General features: G+C 28.7%; 24 protein-coding genes and 2 tRNA genes. 4 read left to right on the forward strand and 22 right to left on the reverse strand.

Annotated elements, in window-relative coordinates; genetic code table 11:
- Positions 1-279: 279 nt before the first annotated feature.
- The 6 genes from DQN46_RS04765 to DQN46_RS04790 form a co-directional block, all read right to left on the reverse strand.
- Positions 280-1,044 (reverse strand): epoxyqueuosine reductase QueH, encoded by a 765-nt coding sequence (locus DQN46_RS04765; RefSeq protein WP_111743206.1) that lies wholly within the window; start codon positions 1,042-1,044, stop codon positions 280-282.
- Positions 1,045-1,056: 12 nt separating this feature from the next.
- Positions 1,057-2,058 carry a Holliday junction branch migration DNA helicase RuvB gene (gene ruvB / locus DQN46_RS04770; protein ID WP_004631831.1) on the reverse strand — a complete coding sequence of 334 codons (1,002 nt, stop codon included), beginning with the start codon at positions 2,056-2,058 and terminating at the stop codon, positions 1,057-1,059.
- 14 nt (positions 2,059-2,072) lie between these two features.
- Entirely contained in the window at positions 2,073-2,651 is a 579-nt protein-coding gene (gene ruvA / locus DQN46_RS04775; RefSeq protein WP_004631829.1) for a Holliday junction branch migration protein RuvA, read from the reverse strand.
- A 171-nt stretch (positions 2,652-2,822) separates the two neighbouring features.
- The gene (locus DQN46_RS04780; RefSeq protein ID WP_111743207.1) at positions 2,823-3,713 is read right to left on the reverse strand and encodes a phosphate/phosphite/phosphonate ABC transporter substrate-binding protein; all 891 of its coding nucleotides are present in this window, start codon (positions 3,711-3,713) and stop codon (positions 2,823-2,825) included.
- Between the two features lie 251 nt (positions 3,714-3,964).
- Positions 3,965-4,038 (reverse strand) — tRNA-Cys (locus DQN46_RS04785).
- Between the two features lie 21 nt (positions 4,039-4,059).
- Positions 4,060-4,135 (reverse strand) — tRNA-His (locus DQN46_RS04790).
- A gap of 268 nt (positions 4,136-4,403) precedes the next feature.
- On the opposite strand from DQN46_RS04790, the gene DQN46_RS04795 reads away from it, so the two are divergent.
- The 4 genes from DQN46_RS04795 (at position 4,404) to DQN46_RS04810 (ending at position 7,438) form a co-directional block, all read left to right on the forward strand.
- Positions 4,404-4,721 carry a PadR family transcriptional regulator gene (locus DQN46_RS04795; protein ID WP_003147255.1) on the forward strand — a complete coding sequence of 106 codons (318 nt, stop codon included), beginning with the start codon at positions 4,404-4,406 and terminating at the stop codon, positions 4,719-4,721.
- On the forward strand, positions 4,714-5,322 hold the full coding sequence (locus DQN46_RS04800; protein ID WP_111743208.1) for a DUF1700 domain-containing protein: 609 nt from the start codon (positions 4,714-4,716) through the stop codon (positions 5,320-5,322). Before DQN46_RS04795 ends, DQN46_RS04800 begins: the two co-directional genes overlap by 8 nt.
- The gene (locus DQN46_RS04805; protein WP_111743209.1) at positions 5,315-6,265 is read left to right on the forward strand and encodes a DUF4097 family beta strand repeat-containing protein; all 951 of its coding nucleotides are present in this window, start codon (positions 5,315-5,317) and stop codon (positions 6,263-6,265) included. The genes DQN46_RS04800 and DQN46_RS04805 overlap by 8 nt, the downstream gene beginning before the upstream one ends.
- A 180-nt stretch (positions 6,266-6,445) precedes the next feature.
- Positions 6,446-7,438, forward strand: a complete 993-nt coding sequence (locus tag DQN46_RS04810; protein WP_111743210.1) for an ornithine cyclodeaminase family protein — start codon at positions 6,446-6,448, stop codon at positions 7,436-7,438.
- 199 nt (positions 7,439-7,637) lie between these two features.
- On the opposite strand, the gene DQN46_RS04815 is transcribed toward DQN46_RS04810, so the two are convergent.
- The 16 genes from DQN46_RS04815 to comGC form a co-directional block, all read right to left on the reverse strand.
- A complete protein-coding gene (locus DQN46_RS04815; RefSeq protein ID WP_224207394.1) occupies positions 7,638-7,910 on the reverse strand; it encodes a VOC family protein in 273 nt (90 codons plus the stop codon).
- Between the two features lie 32 nt (positions 7,911-7,942).
- Complete coding sequence (locus DQN46_RS04820) at positions 7,943-8,692, reverse strand: copper homeostasis protein CutC (RefSeq protein ID WP_111743211.1); 750 nt, start codon at positions 8,690-8,692, stop codon at positions 7,943-7,945.
- Positions 8,693-8,859: 167 nt separating this feature from the next.
- On the reverse strand, positions 8,860-9,168 hold the full coding sequence (locus DQN46_RS04825; RefSeq protein ID WP_111743212.1) for a hypothetical protein: 309 nt from the start codon (positions 9,166-9,168) through the stop codon (positions 8,860-8,862).
- Positions 9,169-9,502: 334 nt separating this feature from the next.
- Positions 9,503-10,423, reverse strand: coding sequence for a thioredoxin-disulfide reductase (gene trxB / locus DQN46_RS04830; protein ID WP_111743213.1), 921 nt, complete (start codon positions 10,421-10,423; stop codon positions 9,503-9,505).
- A 17-nt stretch (positions 10,424-10,440) separates the two neighbouring features.
- Positions 10,441-11,244 carry a prolipoprotein diacylglyceryl transferase gene (lgt, locus tag DQN46_RS04835; protein WP_111743214.1) on the reverse strand — a complete coding sequence of 268 codons (804 nt, stop codon included), beginning with the start codon at positions 11,242-11,244 and terminating at the stop codon, positions 10,441-10,443.
- A gap of 2 nt (positions 11,245-11,246) precedes the next feature.
- Positions 11,247-12,191 carry an HPr(Ser) kinase/phosphatase gene (gene hprK, locus DQN46_RS04840; RefSeq protein WP_004631808.1) on the reverse strand — a complete coding sequence of 315 codons (945 nt, stop codon included), beginning with the start codon at positions 12,189-12,191 and terminating at the stop codon, positions 11,247-11,249.
- Between the two features lie 54 nt (positions 12,192-12,245).
- The gene (locus DQN46_RS04845; RefSeq protein WP_111743215.1) at positions 12,246-12,632 is read right to left on the reverse strand and encodes a phage holin family protein; all 387 of its coding nucleotides are present in this window, start codon (positions 12,630-12,632) and stop codon (positions 12,246-12,248) included.
- A 74-nt stretch (positions 12,633-12,706) separates the two neighbouring features.
- Positions 12,707-13,633 (reverse strand): manganese-dependent inorganic pyrophosphatase, encoded by a 927-nt coding sequence (locus DQN46_RS04850; RefSeq protein ID WP_111743216.1) that lies wholly within the window; start codon positions 13,631-13,633, stop codon positions 12,707-12,709.
- Positions 13,634-13,767: 134 nt separating this feature from the next.
- Positions 13,768-14,256, reverse strand: coding sequence for a peptide-methionine (S)-S-oxide reductase MsrA (gene msrA / locus DQN46_RS04855; RefSeq protein ID WP_111743217.1), 489 nt, complete (start codon positions 14,254-14,256; stop codon positions 13,768-13,770).
- Between the two features lie 142 nt (positions 14,257-14,398).
- Positions 14,399-15,304, reverse strand: coding sequence for a YihY/virulence factor BrkB family protein (locus DQN46_RS04860; RefSeq protein WP_004631800.1), 906 nt, complete (start codon positions 15,302-15,304; stop codon positions 14,399-14,401).
- Positions 15,305-15,308: 4 nt separating this feature from the next.
- Positions 15,309-15,557 carry a hypothetical protein gene (locus tag DQN46_RS04865; RefSeq protein ID WP_004631798.1) on the reverse strand — a complete coding sequence of 83 codons (249 nt, stop codon included), beginning with the start codon at positions 15,555-15,557 and terminating at the stop codon, positions 15,309-15,311.
- Positions 15,558-15,749: 192 nt separating this feature from the next.
- A complete protein-coding gene (locus DQN46_RS04870) occupies positions 15,750-15,953 on the reverse strand; it encodes a hypothetical protein (protein WP_224207395.1) in 204 nt (67 codons plus the stop codon).
- A complete protein-coding gene (locus tag DQN46_RS04875; RefSeq protein ID WP_111743218.1) occupies positions 15,946-16,503 on the reverse strand; it encodes a prepilin-type N-terminal cleavage/methylation domain-containing protein in 558 nt (185 codons plus the stop codon). Before DQN46_RS04875 ends, DQN46_RS04870 begins: the two co-directional genes overlap by 8 nt.
- Positions 16,472-16,750, reverse strand: a complete 279-nt coding sequence (locus DQN46_RS04880) for a hypothetical protein (protein WP_004631792.1) — start codon at positions 16,748-16,750, stop codon at positions 16,472-16,474. The genes DQN46_RS04875 and DQN46_RS04880 overlap by 32 nt, the downstream gene beginning before the upstream one ends.
- Positions 16,737-17,180 carry a prepilin-type N-terminal cleavage/methylation domain-containing protein gene (locus DQN46_RS04885; RefSeq protein ID WP_004631789.1) on the reverse strand — a complete coding sequence of 148 codons (444 nt, stop codon included), beginning with the start codon at positions 17,178-17,180 and terminating at the stop codon, positions 16,737-16,739. The genes DQN46_RS04880 and DQN46_RS04885 overlap by 14 nt, the downstream gene beginning before the upstream one ends.
- The gene (gene comGC / locus DQN46_RS04890) at positions 17,155-17,487 is read right to left on the reverse strand and encodes a competence type IV pilus major pilin ComGC (RefSeq protein WP_111743219.1); all 333 of its coding nucleotides are present in this window, start codon (positions 17,485-17,487) and stop codon (positions 17,155-17,157) included. The genes DQN46_RS04885 and comGC overlap by 26 nt, the downstream gene beginning before the upstream one ends.
- Between the last annotated feature and the right edge of the window lie 11 nt (positions 17,488-17,498).

Below are 17,498 nucleotides of genomic sequence, written 5' to 3' on the forward strand. Positions count from 1 at the left end.
ATTTACAAGTGTTTTGAGTTGAAATCATAAGTTCTAATCTTGCTATTAAACAACAAAGAAAGCCGTTTCTTTTAATGTGTGTAAATAGTTGTTGTATTTTGTTGAAAATGAAATGAAAACAGAAAAATATACTATAAAGATATTAATATAAAAAAATACTGAAATTTTCTAAACTTCAGTATTTTTATAATTCTTTTTTAGGTTTTATTTAAAATTATTATGTTTTTATAATTTTACAGTAAACTTATTCTCTTTAAGAAGCTACTTTTAATAATAATACTAAACTATTTCTCCCCCGAGTTTGATTATAGACTTAAATCTTTCATAATCTTCATGATTATTATTAAATTCACGTGCATTCTTATTAATTTCTTTAAAATCTATCCCTTGATCTTTTGCTGCAAAAACACACCCACAATAACACTGACGATATATATTATAATCCTCACACATTTCTACTGAGCGACGATAACCATTATTTTTTTTAAAATCAGAAGGTAAATAATAAATCGAAATTTGTTCTTGTAAAACATATCCTGTTTCGTTAATTATTTGAGCGTTTTTTTTTGGACTAATTGTTAATGCCGAAGCAAAATAATCATATCCTAATTCCAAAGCTTTTTGAGCAGATGAATCAAGGCGCATTTCATAACAAATATGGCATCTTTCTCCACCTTCACGTTCGTCTTCGTAACCCTTTACTGCTCTAATAAACTTACTAGGTGAATATTCATCAGCTAAAAATTTTATCTTCTTGTCATTTCTTCTATTAAACTCTTCTACAAAATCTTTTTGAACGAGCATTCTTTTTATATATTCTTCTTTAGGATGAATATTAGAATTTGAGAAAAATATTGTGATATCACTAAACTCTGATAAATATTCCAAAACATAGGTGCTACATGGTGCACAACATGAATGAATTAAAATTTTAGGGCGAAAGCTATTTTTACTCCATTCTTTTATCAATTCTTTTAAAACATTATCATAGTTTATTTTTTGATTTTTATGCCTTGTATTAATAAACTGTTTACTATCTATCATACTATACCTTTCTTATTTTTCTATATATTCAATTCCTAAATGTTTATATGCTTTAGGTGTCGCGCGACGACCTCTCGGAGTTCTCTCTATAAAACCTTCTTTAACTAAATAAGGTTCATAAACATCTTCTATTGTAATACTTTCTTCTCCAATTGTTATTGCAATAGTTTCTAATCCAACAGCACGACCATCATAACGCTTAATTAGACATTCTAATATTTTATAATCTATACTGTCTAAGCCTTGTCCATCTACTTGAAGCAAATCCAGTGAAGAAGTTGCTAGTTTTTGAGTTATTACTCCATCATTTTTCACTTGAGCGAAATCTCGAACTCGTTTAAGCAGACGATTGGCTATTCGTGGGGTTCCTCTAGAACGCATAGCTATTTCATAAGAACTTTGTTCATCAATCTCACAATTAAAAATATCTGATGTTCTATCAATTATATTTTTAAGTTCGTCTACATTATAAAACTCCAAACGACAATGAACTCCAAATCTATCTCTTAACGGTGCCGTTAATGCTCCTGCACGTGTTGTAGCTCCTACCAAAGTAAAAGGAGGTAGTTCTATTCTTATATTTCGAGATTCATCTCCTTTTCCTATAACTATATCAAGGTAAAAGTCTTCCATTGCTGAATATAAAATTTCTTCTATTGAGCGACTTATACGATGTATCTCATCAATAAATAACACATCTCCTGGCTCTAGACTAGTTAATATTGCGGCCAAGTCACCCGATTTTTCAATTGCTGGACCTGAAGTATACTTTATCCCTACACCCATTTCATTAGCTATTATTGTCGCAAGTGTTGTTTTCCCTAATCCTGGAGGACCATAAAGAAGACAATGATCCAAGACTTCTGCACGAAGTTTTGCTGCTTCAATAAAAATCTTAAGATTATTTTTAATTTGTTCTTGACCTATATATTGATTTAGGAATTTAGGTCTTAACGATTGTTCTTCATTTTCTTCTCCGTCATTTAAATGAGCAGATACCATTCGTTCTTCCATATTTCATCCTTTCATTAATTTCCAAATAATAATTTTAATCCTTGTTTTACATAATCATCCACTGCACTAAATTCAAACTTAGCCAGCCTGCTTTCGATTTTTGCCAATTCTTTTGTACTATAACCAAGGGCTTCTAAAGCAAGTAATGCATCTTTAATATAAAGATTTGCTAGTGATTCTGTTTTATTTGCTGCAGTATTAAAATCTATTTTCCCTTGTAAATCTAAAATAATTTGCTGAGCTGATTTTTTACCTATACCAGGGAATTTTGTTAAATAATTTACATCTTGCTTTTCTATCGCTGAGATAATTTCCTCACTAGTTGCTCCAGCCAAAATTGCTAACGCACTTTTAGGTCCTACCCCTTTTACTTTTAATAAAAGTAAAAATACCTTTTTTTGTTCTTTAGTTAAAAAGCCATAAAGGGTGTTAGAATCCTCTCTAACTTGTTGACTTATATAAATTTGTTTTTCTTCATTTAATTGATATTCATATGGATTTGCAACAGTGATTTCATAACCTATTCCATTATTATCTATTACGATGTTAGTAGGATTAATCTCAGAAATTTTCCCTTTTATATATGCATACATTAAAATTCACGCTCCTAATTGATTATATTATTATAAAATTAAACGCCGAAAATCTCAAGCATTTAGCAAGAATATTTTAAATCGTCAATATCAATGACTATTTGATTTCTTAATAACTTATAGTACTATTTTAAAAGAACCTAATCAAATCAACTAGGTTCTTTCTAATAACTATTTTACTTTATCTAAATCAACATTCATAATTTTTGCAGTTGCTTCAACCTTAGAGTACGCATCTTGGTCTACATCTGAAAATCCAGTTATACTAAACATTTTTTTAAATAACTCTTTTAATTTTGGATCTTTTTCTATATCAAGCAAGGCTTGTTTTAATTTTTCTTGTAATTCTTTATCCATTTTATTCGATGCTGTTACCATAACTCCAGGTATCATATCGCTTGTTGCTAACTTTTCAACTTCATTAACTGCATTTGGAAAATCTTTTTTATATCTTTCTGGTACACCATCAAATGTAGCAATAACATCAACATCTCTATTCAGTAAAAGTTGTAAACTTTTATCATGTCCACCACTAAATTGATAACTAATATCTTTTTCAAGATTGATTCCTGCTTTAACCAGCATAGCACCTGGATAAATATATCCTGATGATGAAGAAGGATCGACAAAGGCAACTTTTTTACCTTTTACGTCTTGTAAAGATTTTATACCTGAATCTTTTCTTACATATAACTCTGCTGTATATCCTGGTTTCCCAGTTGTACCTTTTGAAGTCAACAATGGTTGAGCATTACTTTGTTTTTGAGCTAATAAAGCAGAAAATGGTGGAATAATTCCAAAATCAACACTTCCACTACCTATACCTTCTACTACTCCAATATAGTTACTAGCAGTAAATGCCTCTACTTTTACACCCAACCTTTCACTTAGATACTCAGCAATCGGTTTAACATCCTCTATCAGTTGTTCACTATTTTTAAGAGGAACAAATCCCATTTTTATTACTTTTTCTTCTGATTTTTTATTTTCTGTCTTAGAAGAACATCCTGCAATAGAAAAAATAAATATAAAACTAAAAATTATCAACAGTATTTTTCTCATACAAATCCTCCTTATCTTATGGATAATTACCTTACCATTTCATTTCTACCTAATTTTACCATATTTTCATTATGTTCGCTAGATTTTTTATTTTCATTAATTTTTTAATCAAAAAAATTTATTATAAATACATCACTTAATTTGAGTGCTGTTAGAAAATATAATTAAAAAGTCTTTTAGAATAATTACTCTAAAAGACTTTTGCTTTAAATTATTTAAAAAAATAAAAACACCTAAATTAGATGTCTAAATGGAGGCGGCTACCGGATTTGAACCGGTGATCAAGGTTTTGCAGACCCGTGCCTTACCACTTGGCTAAGCCGCCTTACTATATTATATTTTAAAATGGGGCGGCTGATGGGAATCGAACCCACGAATGTCGGAACCACAATCCGATGCGTTAACCACTTCGCCACAACCGCCATATTTAACAACAATATTTATTATACCTTTTCCCTTTGATTGTGTCAAGAGCTTTTTTGCTATTTACAAAAAAGAGCAACTAAGACAAATCGTTTTCTCTTTTATCAAAATGAATTATGAAAAACTTAATCATTTAATTTATATTGTTAAATCTATTCTCTAGCTAGCATTCCACTTTTTATAAGCTATTTTCTAAATATTAGTCATTATACTACTTGACAGATTATACTGCGTAATGTATAGTATAATATGAAAGGAGATATTTGTATGGAATCTCAATTAAAAAGAGGATTATTGGAAATCTGTGTCCTCGCTACTTTACGTAATTCCGAATCATATGGTTATAAAATTATAAAAGATGTATCAGATGTAATTCCAATATCAGAATCAACATTATATCCTATCTTAAAACGTTTAGAAGCGAATAATTGTGTTACTTCTTATTCGGTAGAACACAATAGTAGACTAAGAAAATATTATAAAATCACGGATATTGGTCTTAACAAAATTCAAGAATTTCTTATTGACTGGCAAGTGATTAGTAATGCACATAAATATATTTTAGGAGATGAACAACATGAATAAAAAACAGTTTTGTACTCTTTTGGAAAATGAATTAAGAATATATTTATCTTCGGAAGAAGTATATAAGACTCTTAATTTTTTCAAAGAAATGATTGACGATCGTGTTGATGAAGGATTAAGCGAAGAACAAGCTGTATCGCAATTAGGTAATATAGACGATATTGTTGGTCAAATTTTAGATGAACATAATATCAAAAAAAGACAGAAAAAATTAGTATGGAGATTTATACCACAAAAAACACCCTCAGTAGCTAATATAATTATTGCTATAATACTTTTCCCTATTTGGATTACCATTTTTTCTTTAGTAGCTAGCTTTTTTCTAGTTTTTATATCTTTAATATTCAGTTTAGTAGTTTCAGTAATTGCTTTTTTCGTTGGAGGTATTGCTCTCATATTAAAAGCACCCTTCTACCTTATATATGAAAAGAACATAGCTTACTGTTTAGATACTTTAGGCTTTGGTTTTATTATTACAGGAATTGGTTTAATAGGAATTTATTATCTATTAAAATCATTAAAAAAAGTAAGGAAAAATGGTTGGAGTTTCAAAAAAATGTTTGTAAAAGTTTTCAAAAAAGAGGTATATATCAATGAATAAATTTATTAAAATCGCCTTTAGCCTGATAATTACTGGTATCATACTAATAGGTTTTGCAACATACTTAAATAATGGCAATATACCTAGATTCTCTGCTAATTATGATAAAAAGAATTATACTGTCTCAATTAATGAGATTAAAGATTTGGATTTAAATATTCTTGATTCCGATATTGTCTTAGAAGAAAATACCTCTTCTGATAAAATAGAAATAGATTACTATACTAGTATAGAGCACGAAATACTTATAACCCACACTGATAAAAAATTATCTATAAAAGAAAATAAAAATATTTTTGGTATTAATATTGACTTTAGTATCTTCTTCAAAAAACGAGAAATTAAAATAAAAGTACCTAAGTCTTCTTCTAGTATAGATGTCCATTCTTTAAATAAGATAGGTAATTTAATTATTAAAGATTTAAACATCAAACATCTTACAGCAAATAGTAAAATAGGAAATGTTTATTTAACTAATGTTTCTACTTTAGACACGGAAATCAAACTTTCAACTGGTGATCTTAAAATTAATAATTTTAAAAGTGAAAATAATTCTCTAAAAATAAAGACTGCTACTGGAAATATAAAACTAAATAATATTAGCAGTATTAGCAATCTAAATATTGATAATAATACTGGAGATATTGATTTATCATCATCAACTATAAAAAATATCAATATATCTAATAAACTTGGAAATATAACAATAAATAATTTACCTAATGAATCAACAGATAATATTAATTTAGAAACAAAAACAGGAGATATTTCCCTATTTAATCTTACAGTAAACAACTCTATTTCCCTTAAATCTACAACTGGTAACATCCTTGCTGAATTAAACGATAATGAATCTAATTTCACAAATGGTTCTAATAAAAAGAAAACGCTGTTTACATCTTCTTCTACTGGAACTGTTACTGTTAAATTTTTAAATAAATAATACAATTACCACCAAAAGATAATTTTGGTGGTAATTGTATTATTCACCTCTACTCTACCATTTACTTTCTCTTAAATCCAACTACATATCGATCATTTTTATTGATAGATAGCGTTTTACTTTTAAAGAATATTTGTTATAATAAACTTATATATTACTAATAATTGTGGAGGTTTTCTAATGCTTATATTAACTAAAGAAGATATAAAAAAATGTATTACTATGCAAGAAACTATTGAAACTTGCAAAAGTGCTATGTTAAGTTACTCACTAAAGAAAACAAATATACCTCTTCGCACAAATATTTCTGTAGCCAATCACAACGGTCAAGTCTTATTTATGCCAGGTTCTGTAAATTCTAATACTGAATCACTTGGGCTAAAAATAGTTTCTGTTTACCCAAATAATACAGAAAAAAAATTACCTACCGTTCCTGCAACTATGTTGACACTTGATGAAAAAACTGGAATTGTTAATGGACTTTTAGATGGGACTTATCTCACTGCACTACGTACAGCAGCTCTTCAAGGCTTAGCTACTGATTTATTAGCTCGCAAAGATTCAAAAATAGCCTCATTAATCGGAACTGGAGGACAAGCATACGAACAAGCACACGCTCTTCTAACTGTTAGAAAATTAGATGAGCTACGTATTGTTGGTAGAAATTTCGAAAAAACGAAAAACTTTGTTGAAATTTTGAAAAATGATTTTTCTAATTTTGAAACTAAAATTGTCGCATATAAAGATGCAAATGATGCTGTACAAAATTCCGATATAATTACAACTGTCACGAATTCAAAAACACCTACCTTTGATAGTAAATTTGTTAAAAAAGGAGCACATATTAACGGAATTGGCTCATTCACACCAGAAATGATAGAAATTCCTGTTGACTTAATTACAAAAGAGAACAAAATATATTTAGACACTTATGATGGCGTCCTTAGCGAAGCTGGTGAAATATTATCGGCATTGGATAAACAACATATAACAACAAAGGATTTTAAAGGAGAACTCGGAGAATTGCTACTAGATTTTTCGCTAGGCCGTACCTCTGAAGATGACATTACTATATTCAAATCAGTTGGAACAGCTGTTTTAGACATAGTTTGCGGCTCAGAAATTATAAAAAAAGCAGAAAAAAATAATATTGGCATAAACATAGATATATAAGAACAAAAGATTAGTACTAAATTTTTTAGCTACTAATCTTTTTTATACAATCTCTTTTTATTTTTAATAAACTGTGTTTTATTATTATTCATGAATCTCTAAAGGTAATCCATCTGGATCAAAGAAAAATACCATCTTTTTTCCATCAAAATCATCATATCTTAAACCTTGATGTACTATTTTTAAACTGTCAAATTCTTCAAGTGTTTTTTTCTACATCCTTTACCTTGAACGCCAAATGCCTAAGTCCTGTGTTTTCTGGATTAGGTATTGGAGGGCGTAATGGTGCATCTTCTTTTATAAATATTTCTAAAACTACATTTTCTTTTTCTACATTTATTATAATATCATTTTTATCTACTCGATGATGCTCACTTATTATTTCGAAACCTAATTTTTCAATATAAAATTCTTTAGTTTTATTATAATTTCTTCCTATTATTGCTATATGATGAATGCTTTCAAATATCATATATATCCTTTCTCAATTTCCGATTATTATCTTTAAGTCATCTCATAATTTCTACTACTAACTAAAACTTTCATCAATTCTTCTGGATCTACCTCTTCATAATCCCCTTTATCCGTATAGGCAAAAGATACTTCATCTCGACTTGTTGTGGTATCATTCATATATTTCTTAAAAGTTCCATGAATTTGTTTTACACCTGTTTTTTCAAGTATTTTCTCTATATTATCACTTGTTATCCCTGCTCCTGCTAAAATTTCAATATGTTGTCCATATTTTTCTTGGAATAACTTTATTAATTTAGCCCCTCTTTTTACGTTATTAGCCAATCCACTTGTTAATATTCTAGTACAACCTAATCCAATTAAGCGTTGAATATTATATTCAGGATTACTTGCACAGTCAAAAGCTCTATGAAAAACACTTTCTGCATTATATTTGTCACAAAGTTCTATCATTTTCTCTGTTGCTAGCCAATCAATTTCATTATTTTCTGTTAAAAAACCAAAAACAAGACCATTAGCTCCATGTTTTAATAATTCTTTTGCCTCCCTAAACATTTGTTCTTTTTCTAAATCACTATAACAAAAACCACCACCACGCGGACGTACCATTGCCATAATGGGTAATATTACACCTTTTTCAAGAACCATATCTAAGACACTAAGATTGGGTGTTAGCCCACCTAAATAACTTGCACTTACCAACTCTATTCTATGAGCCCCCAAGCTTTGGGAAATCAAACAATCCTTTACACTATTCGCACAAACTTCTACTTTTAACATAATTTCACTCCTAAATTAATAATAACTATATTATAACATAATGAAAAAATTGATTAAAGAAAATAAATACTATAAAATTAAAAAAAACACATCTTTTATATAAGATGTGGAATATAAAGAAAAAGGAGTTTGACTTAACAAACATCCTTTTCTATAGCAACAGCTAATTATTTAACAGCTGAAGTTTTAGGTAAAACTTTTTTAGCTGGTACTTTCGCACCTTTTTCTACTTTAAGAACTTCACCTTTTTTAAGTTTGTTAGCATCACGAGTCCATTTCTCAGATTTGTTTCCAAGATCTTTATCGTTTTCTGCTTTGATTTCTCCAGGAGTTGCTGGCATATCGTTGTTTTCAACCCAATATCCAGATTCGTTAGTGTTACGGTTTGCACCTAATTCACCTTCTGCTAAAGCAGCTGGAGCTACAACTGCACCTACTAGACCTGCAGCTACTAATGATAATAATGCTTTTTTCATTGTCATTATCTCCTTTGTATATTTTTTATTTTTTATACGAATACTATCGTATATAAATATTATAGCATCTTAACCTTAAAAGTCAAGCATTTTTTCACATTATCTATATAAAATACACTAAATACATATTTGTAAAAATTTTTAATAAATAATTTTATCGATATTTTTAGATTAACTTTATTATTTTTAAAACTTTATTAGATTTCTGAAAGAGATTTCTTATATCTACTTTATAATTAATATTTATAAATAGTTTACTATATACATATTAATATTTATTAAAAAACTAGTCATCACTTCTATGATGACTAGTTCAATAATTATTTATACTTTTCTATAATCTTTCTACATAACTGTATGCACTTTGTGCAGCGATAGCTCCATCAGAAGCTGCAGTTATTACTTGGCGAATTTCTTTTTCACGAACATCACCTGCTGCAAAAATACCAGCTACTTTTGTCTCTAATTTTTCGTTAGTTGGGATATATCCTGCTTCATTTGTAATTCCTAGTGTTTTAAAATCTTCTGTTTGTGGTAACATACCTACATAGATGAAAATACCATCTGCTGAAACAGAACTTTCTTCTCCTGTTTTTACATTACGGATTTCTACAGAAGAAACTCTTCTTTCACCTTTAATTTCTAATGGAATACTATCCCAAATAAAGTGAATATTTTCTTTAGCAAATGCCCTATCTTGTAAAATCTTTTGAGCTCGTAGTTCATCACGACGGTGAATAACAGTTACTTTACTTACTAAGTTTGATAAGTATAGTGCTTCTTCAATAGCAGAGTCTCCTCCACCAATTACTATTACCTCTTTATTTCTAAAGAACGCTCCATCACAAACAGCACAGTAACTTACACCTTTTCCTGAGAATTGTTCTTCTCCAGGGATATTTAACAACTTATGCTCTGAACCTGTCGCAATAATTACTGACTTCGCTACATATTCATTCTCACCAGCTGTTAAATATTTTAAATCATCTCTAACTTCTACTTTTGTAATATTTCCAAAAGCAAATTCTGTTCCAAACTTTTTAGAATGTTCAAACATTTTCTCTGATAGTTCTGGTCCAGTTACCATCTCATATCCCGTATAGTTTTCTATTTCTTCCGTTGAAAGCATTTGACCACCTGGGTATTTTCTCTCCAACATTAATACTGACATATTAGCACGTGATGCATAAATAGAAGCAGTCATCCCTGCAGGTCCTGCTCCAACAATAATTAAATCGTAAATTTTTTCTGACATATATTTCACCCTCTTTTTTATGATTCTATATACAAAACTTTTTTATCTTTATATTTTGTATTAAGCATTATTAAGTATATCAGACTTCCTATAACAAATACTAGTGAAAGAACTTGAGATACTCTTAATGAACCGATATACAATGAGTCTGTTCTCATACCTTCTACTATAAAGCGCTCTACACCATAAAGAACTATATACATTGCAAACACTTCACTTTGAGCCAACTTATTACGGATTAATAATAAAATAACTAAAGCAATAAAACACCAAAGGCTTTCATATAAAAACGTTGGTTGACGGTAGGCTCCGTCTATGTACATATTTTCTATAATAAAATCTGGTATAAACCTTTTTTCCAAGAATTCTCGACTAACTACTTCTCCATATGCCTCATGGTTAAAGAAATTCCCCCAGCGCCCCAGCATTTGTCCAACTAAAAGACTAGGAGCTATAATATCTAACATTTTAATAATTTTTATTCCACGGCGTCTTGCAAAGAAGTATAATACTAAAAATCCTCCCAATAATCCGCCGTATATCGCTATTCCACCATCCCAAATTGCAATTATTTCATCTTTTCGAGTACTATAATAATCCCATCTAAACACTACATAATACGCACGTGCAAATATAAATGCTATTGGCAATGCTATAAGTAATAAATCTAGCATCGTCTCTTTTTTTAAGCCTCGCTTTGTTGCTTCATGGTCTGCCATCATATATGCAACTAGCACTGTCATTGCAATTATTATTCCATACCAATAAATTGGTTTTGAAAATAAATAAAAGGCAATTGGATCTAAATATCCTAAAGTCATCCTTATTCTTCCTCACTTTTCATATTATTCTTTTTTATTTCTTCCGCTAACCGATCAGTAAAATCTTCTGCAGTATTAATACCCATTTGATTTAAGCGATAATTCATAGCTGCAGTTTCAATAATAATTGCAACATTTCGCCCTGGTCGAACAGGAATAGTTTTTTTCTCTATTTTTGAGTTTAGTATTTCCTTATATTCGTTTCCTAATCCAATCCTATCATATTGCTTATTATCATTCCATGTTTCTAAATGTACATTAAGTTGCAAGCGTTTATCACTTCTTACTGCTCCTGTTCCAAATAATGTCATTACATTTATAATACCTAGTCCTCGAATTTCCAATAAGTGTTTAATAAGCGTAGACTCGCAACTACCAATTAATAATCCACGCTCTATTTCTTTAATATCAACTCTATCATCAGCTACTAATCTATGCCCACGATTAATAAGTTCTAGCGCTACCTCACTTTTACCAATACCGCTTTCCCCCGTAATCAATACACCTATTCCATAAACTTCAATAAAAACTCCATGAACAGAAGTTGTTGGAGCAAATTCTTTTTGAATATAATTTGTAATATTCCCCATAAGTTTTGTAGTTTCTTGAGTACTCCTTAAAACTGGTGTATCATATTCATTTGATGCTGCAATTAGTTCTTCTGGAACATCATGATTTGTTGAAATAATGATACAAGGCGTTATTCTCGTACATAACATACGTGTTCGAGATTTTTTTTCAGCATCTGCTATTAATTTAAAAAATGATAATTCACTTGTTCCTAATATTTGAATTCTCTGTGGAGAATAATGTGAAAAATAGCCCGCAAGTTGCAAAGCAGGTCGTGATAACTCCTCAGTCGTTATCTCACGATCTAAACCAGCTTCTCCACTTATTACTTCTAGTTTTAATCTTTCTACAATATCTCTTGTTGTTAGTTTTTTCATTAATTCATTTCCTTTATGTTTGTATTATACAAATAATATTTGTACATCTTTCTTCTAAAATCTTTTTATTATAATTTTTCTATCTCCTGTATTTAATAATGCATTAAAGATAGATATAAAAATTGCTAAAAAGAATGCCGATCCGAAAGATGAAACAATAAAATGTGGTGCCAACAGATATGATACTAACAATATTATACCTGCATTTATTACAACAATAAATATACCAAAAGTCATAATTATTGGCACAATACTTATAAACATTAGTAATGGTCTAATAAACATATACATCAATGTTATTAGTGTTGCTCCATAAAATCCATAACTAGGTTTATCTATTAATAAGCTTGATCTAAATAATCCTGAAAAAGCAAGAACAATCAACGTGTTGACAACAATACTCTTTACTGCCGTCCATAATATTGATTTACTTTTCTGCATAAAATCTCCTTTCTTTAATAACAAGAGAAAGTGAGAATTCTATCCCCACTTTCCTTCTTTAAATATAAACGAAACTATTTTGTGAATTCTTCTGTGATTTGAGGAACTACTTGTTTTTTACGAGAAACAACACCTTCTAATGTCATAAAGTCATTAGCAAGAGTTTTCCCGAATGCTGCAGCAACATTGTCTTGTTTTGCTCCTAATACTAATACCTCAGAATTTGAAGTTAAGATATTAGTAATTACAAATACAAATGCTGATAAAGATTTTTTAGAAATTTCTGAGTTAATAGCATTTGCTAATTCTTCTTTACGATCTGCTACTTCTTTTTCATCAACTGTATTAATTTGAGCAACAATAAGTTTATCATCGCCTAGAATAAATTCTTTAGCATCTAGTGTGATTAACTCTTCTGCTTTTTTGTCTTTAGTAGATGCTCCTGCTTTAAGCATAGCTAGACCATATTCTTCTAAGTTCACACCTGCTATTTTAGCTAGTTCTTCTGCTGCTACTTTATCTCGTAATGTACATGTTGGTGATTTTAGTAATAATGAATCAGAAATAAGTGCTGATAACATTAGTCCTGCCATTTGCTTGTCAATATGGACACTTTGTTCTTCATAGATTTTTTTAAGGATTGTTGCTGTACATCCTAGTGGTTCTGCACGGTAGTATAGAGGTCCCGCTGTTTCAAAGTTTGCGATACGGTGATGATCAATTACCTCACGAATAACAGCTTTTTCTATTCCATTAGCAGATTGTTGAAATTCATTATGGTCAACTAAAATAACATGTTGTCCTTCTTTTAATTCCTCTACAAGACGTGGTGTGCTTACATTGAAATATTCTAATGCATACTTAGTTTCATCATTTAATTCGCCAAGTCTTACCGCTTCAGTATCCATACCTTGTAATCTTTTTAAGTTATTATAAACAATTGCTGAACAGATACTATCTGTATCAGGATTTTTGTGTCCAAAAATTAAAATATTAGTCATTTTTTAAAACTCCTTAATTTATACTTACTTATATTCTACCTTTTTTTAGCTATTTTTTCAAAATATTTATTAATTATTGTTTAAAATTTCTTTAATTTTTAATCTACAAAAATATAATAGCTAGTTTAATATTATTATAAACTCTTTTTAGCTAATGATAAATCCACATGACAATATCCTGTTGGATTTTTTTCTAAATATTTTTGATGATATTCTTCTGCATCAACATAATTACTAACTTTTTCTACCTCTACTGCAATCTTTTTCGAAAACTCTTTTTGTAATATTGTTATAAAGTCACTTACTTCTCTATAAGTTTCTTCATCAACATAATAAATCCCTGTTCTATATTGACGTCCAATATCTCCACCTTGTTTATTCACACTAACTGGATCAATAATTCTAAAATAATGACGTAGAACATCATTTAGTGATAATATCTCATTATCGTATTTTAAGTATATTACCTCTGCATGATCTGTTGATTTTATTTTTTGATAATTAGTTTCTGTAGTAGTTCCATTACTATATCCTACTTTGGTTTCGATTACTCCGTTTAGTTGAGAAAAATATCCCTCTACTCCCCAGAAACATCCACCCGCTAGATAAACTTCTTTAATCATCACTATTCTCCTCTCCACGAATGAAATTAAGTATTTATTATTATACTATAAAATATACACTTTTTACATTATTCTAGCTTAATAATATATAAAATAAGCTTCGAGTTAATTATCTTAAACTCAAAGCTCTAATAATATTAAACTATTCCTTTGTATGTGTTTCTTCAAAAATACGGTGTTCTATCTTATAATTATGAAAAATCGCATTAATTTCTGCTCCTATTATTAGTATATATCCTGTAATATATAACCAAATAATAAACGCCATCAACGCTCCAATAGTACCATATGTTTTTATATAACTAGAAAAATGATCAATATAGTATCCAAATAATCTACTGACTAATGTCCAAGAAATTGTTGAAAATACCGCTCCAGGTAATATACTAATAGATTTTAATTTTAAGTTTGGTCCTAGTATATATAAAAATACAAAGACAATGAAAGTAAACAAGATTGGAAAACTATAACTTAAGTACGACCACATTGTATAAAAACCTTCATCCAAGTTAAATTTGTGAAATAACAAATATGTAAGTTGTTTGCCAAAAACAACTAATGCTAAAACTAGAAACATACCTATTAAGAATAAAACTGTAAAAATTATACTTATAATTTTTGTTACTATCCAAATACGTCCATCACGTACTCTAAATGCATTGTTAAATGCTATAATTATCCCATATATACCATTAGATGCAGACCATAAAGTAAATACTACCCCAATAGTAATAATTGTATTATTATTTTTACTATTTAAAACTTCGCTTATCATATTAAAAAGATAATCCCCCAATGCACCAGGGGCAAAAGTTTGTATCTTAGCTAGCAAAAATTGTTGATCTATTTTAAAATATGGTGTTAATGCCAACGCAACTATCAGCATTGGAAACACAGATAAAATAAAATAATAACTTAAATTTGCAGATAAAAGAGATATTTCATCATACATTATGCGATAGTACATCTCTTTTACAAATTTTTTTATTGTTAATTTACCTTTAGGATTCTCTTCGTAAAATGAGTAATTTTTTTCTGGAATAAACATGGCTCTAGAAAATAAATTTAGCTATTGTTTTAGCTGCTTTATAATACATTGGTAATGCTGAAACAGATAATAAATCTAAATTATTAGGTAGATAAGTATTTTTACTAACTGTATATCCTTTTTCTTCTAGAAATTTTTTATATTCCTCAACTTTTTCACGATCTTCATTATTTAGTTTTTCAGTTTTTAATAATGATTTTACTGCAACTACTCCAGCCCCAGCTGTTAGTAGAAATAATACTTTTTTATTCATTATTTTTCTCCTTTGGAATCAATTCAATTTTAAATCATATAGTATCATTTTAAACTATTTGCTAAGACAAAGCAATACATTAATTTTAAAAGTGATTAATATCAACAAGATTCTTTATTTAATAATCTTGTATAAAAAACTAGAACTATAAATAACTATTTACATAGAAATATAGTTCTAGTTTATAAAACATTATTCAGATGATTTTCCTTTATTCAATTGCTCTATTATTTTTTTGTCATAATAGTTATTAAGATTTTTAATGCTGTACATTTTATTCATATAAATACCTACAACACTAAACATTACCACAACTACAAGCATAGTTACAAGTAGTGATACTATAATAGCATTACCCTGTTTATCTTTTAGCATGGTAGTTTTTTTATTAATCATTTTTACTTTCCCGTGTATTAGTTGATTGTTTATCATTATTTTTATCTGTATCTTTTTCTTCAGATTCTTTTTTACTTTTTTCTTCAGTTTTAAGTTTTAAATAAAGATTCCTTTCTTTATCTTCTCTATCCCTTAGTGTTATATGAATCATGTCTTCATCTTGTTCAATAGAATATGATTTTAATTTTTTCAACAGTAAAATATATCCAGCATAAAAATCCTTACTCTTTTGCTTTGCTATATACACTCTATCTCCTTGAAAAACTAATTTAACCTCTTCTTTTTTGTCCTTATTAGTCATCATTACAAAATTACTTTCTCTTTCGACTTTACTACTATCATTGTAAATTTCTAATATTTTCTTATGCGCTAATGCATATTCATAATTAGTAAAATCTAAAAAATTCCTTGATGTTTTTATTGTAGTTTGAAGTATTAATGTCAACAATAACGATAAAATAAGGAGTAGAAATAACGAAATTGTTAGCTCCAACAAAGTAAATCCTTTACTATTTTTCTTAGTAACTAACTTCTTCCCCTGTATCTTCATCAACTATTTTCGCCTTCTTATCTTTAACTTCTATGTAATATTGTCCACGCCTATTAGTGAAGTTACTATGTTTATTAATACTTATTTCTTCATAAAGAACCTCTTTCATTTCCAGTTCTTTTTCAAGCTTGCTTAAATTAGCGTATTGCCTAACCATATTAGGAATTAGAAATACGAAAAGCAATGAACAAATAAACAGTGCCCCTATAAGTTCTACAAATGTAAACCCTGATTTATTCAATTTCATCAATGGTTATATATCCAGTATCTAAGTGAATAATAAGTCTATATAAACTTTCAGGAAACTTTACATCGACTGTATTTGCCCTAGATATTAAATTCCCTTCTCTATATTTAAATCTGACATTCGGCCTGTTTAAAAGTACTTTTCCATCATTTGAAATCTTTTTCCAGTAATTTTGATTACTATAGTGCATGACATATTCTCCATCACTTGAAAATAAATCTATATAGATATTCTCTTCATTTAAACTTCGTGTTTGTAACTGATATAAATCTGATACTAATTCATTTAACGCTAATCTTTCTTTATATTTATTATAATTAGCTACAGATGTTTTTGATAAAATAATAATGATAATACTGACTATTAACAATACTGCTAACATTTCAACTAATGAATAACCAGCACTATTTTTGTAATGTCGCTTTTCCATTTGATATTACAATTTTTTTACCATTAGGTGCGGTACTAGCTTTTTCTACAGGTCCATCTAAATAATGTTTTTCTACCAATTTCTCAAAAGTAACATTACTATCTTTTTCATTTATTTCGTATGCTGTTACTTGTGATTGAACTGTTTTTTCATATGCTTCCGAACTTTTATCTTTTGCAGTGTCAATATTTTTAGTAATATTAGGTATTATTAATATTAACAAAATTGCAATTATAAATAGTACAATAAGCATTTCTATAAGGGTAAAACCGTCTTTCTTTTTTAATTTTTTTAAAATTTTTTCCACAATAAACTCCT

The organism is Gemella morbillorum (genome assembly GCF_900476045.1).
GTDB lineage: Bacteria > Bacillota > Bacilli > Staphylococcales > Gemellaceae > Gemella > Gemella morbillorum.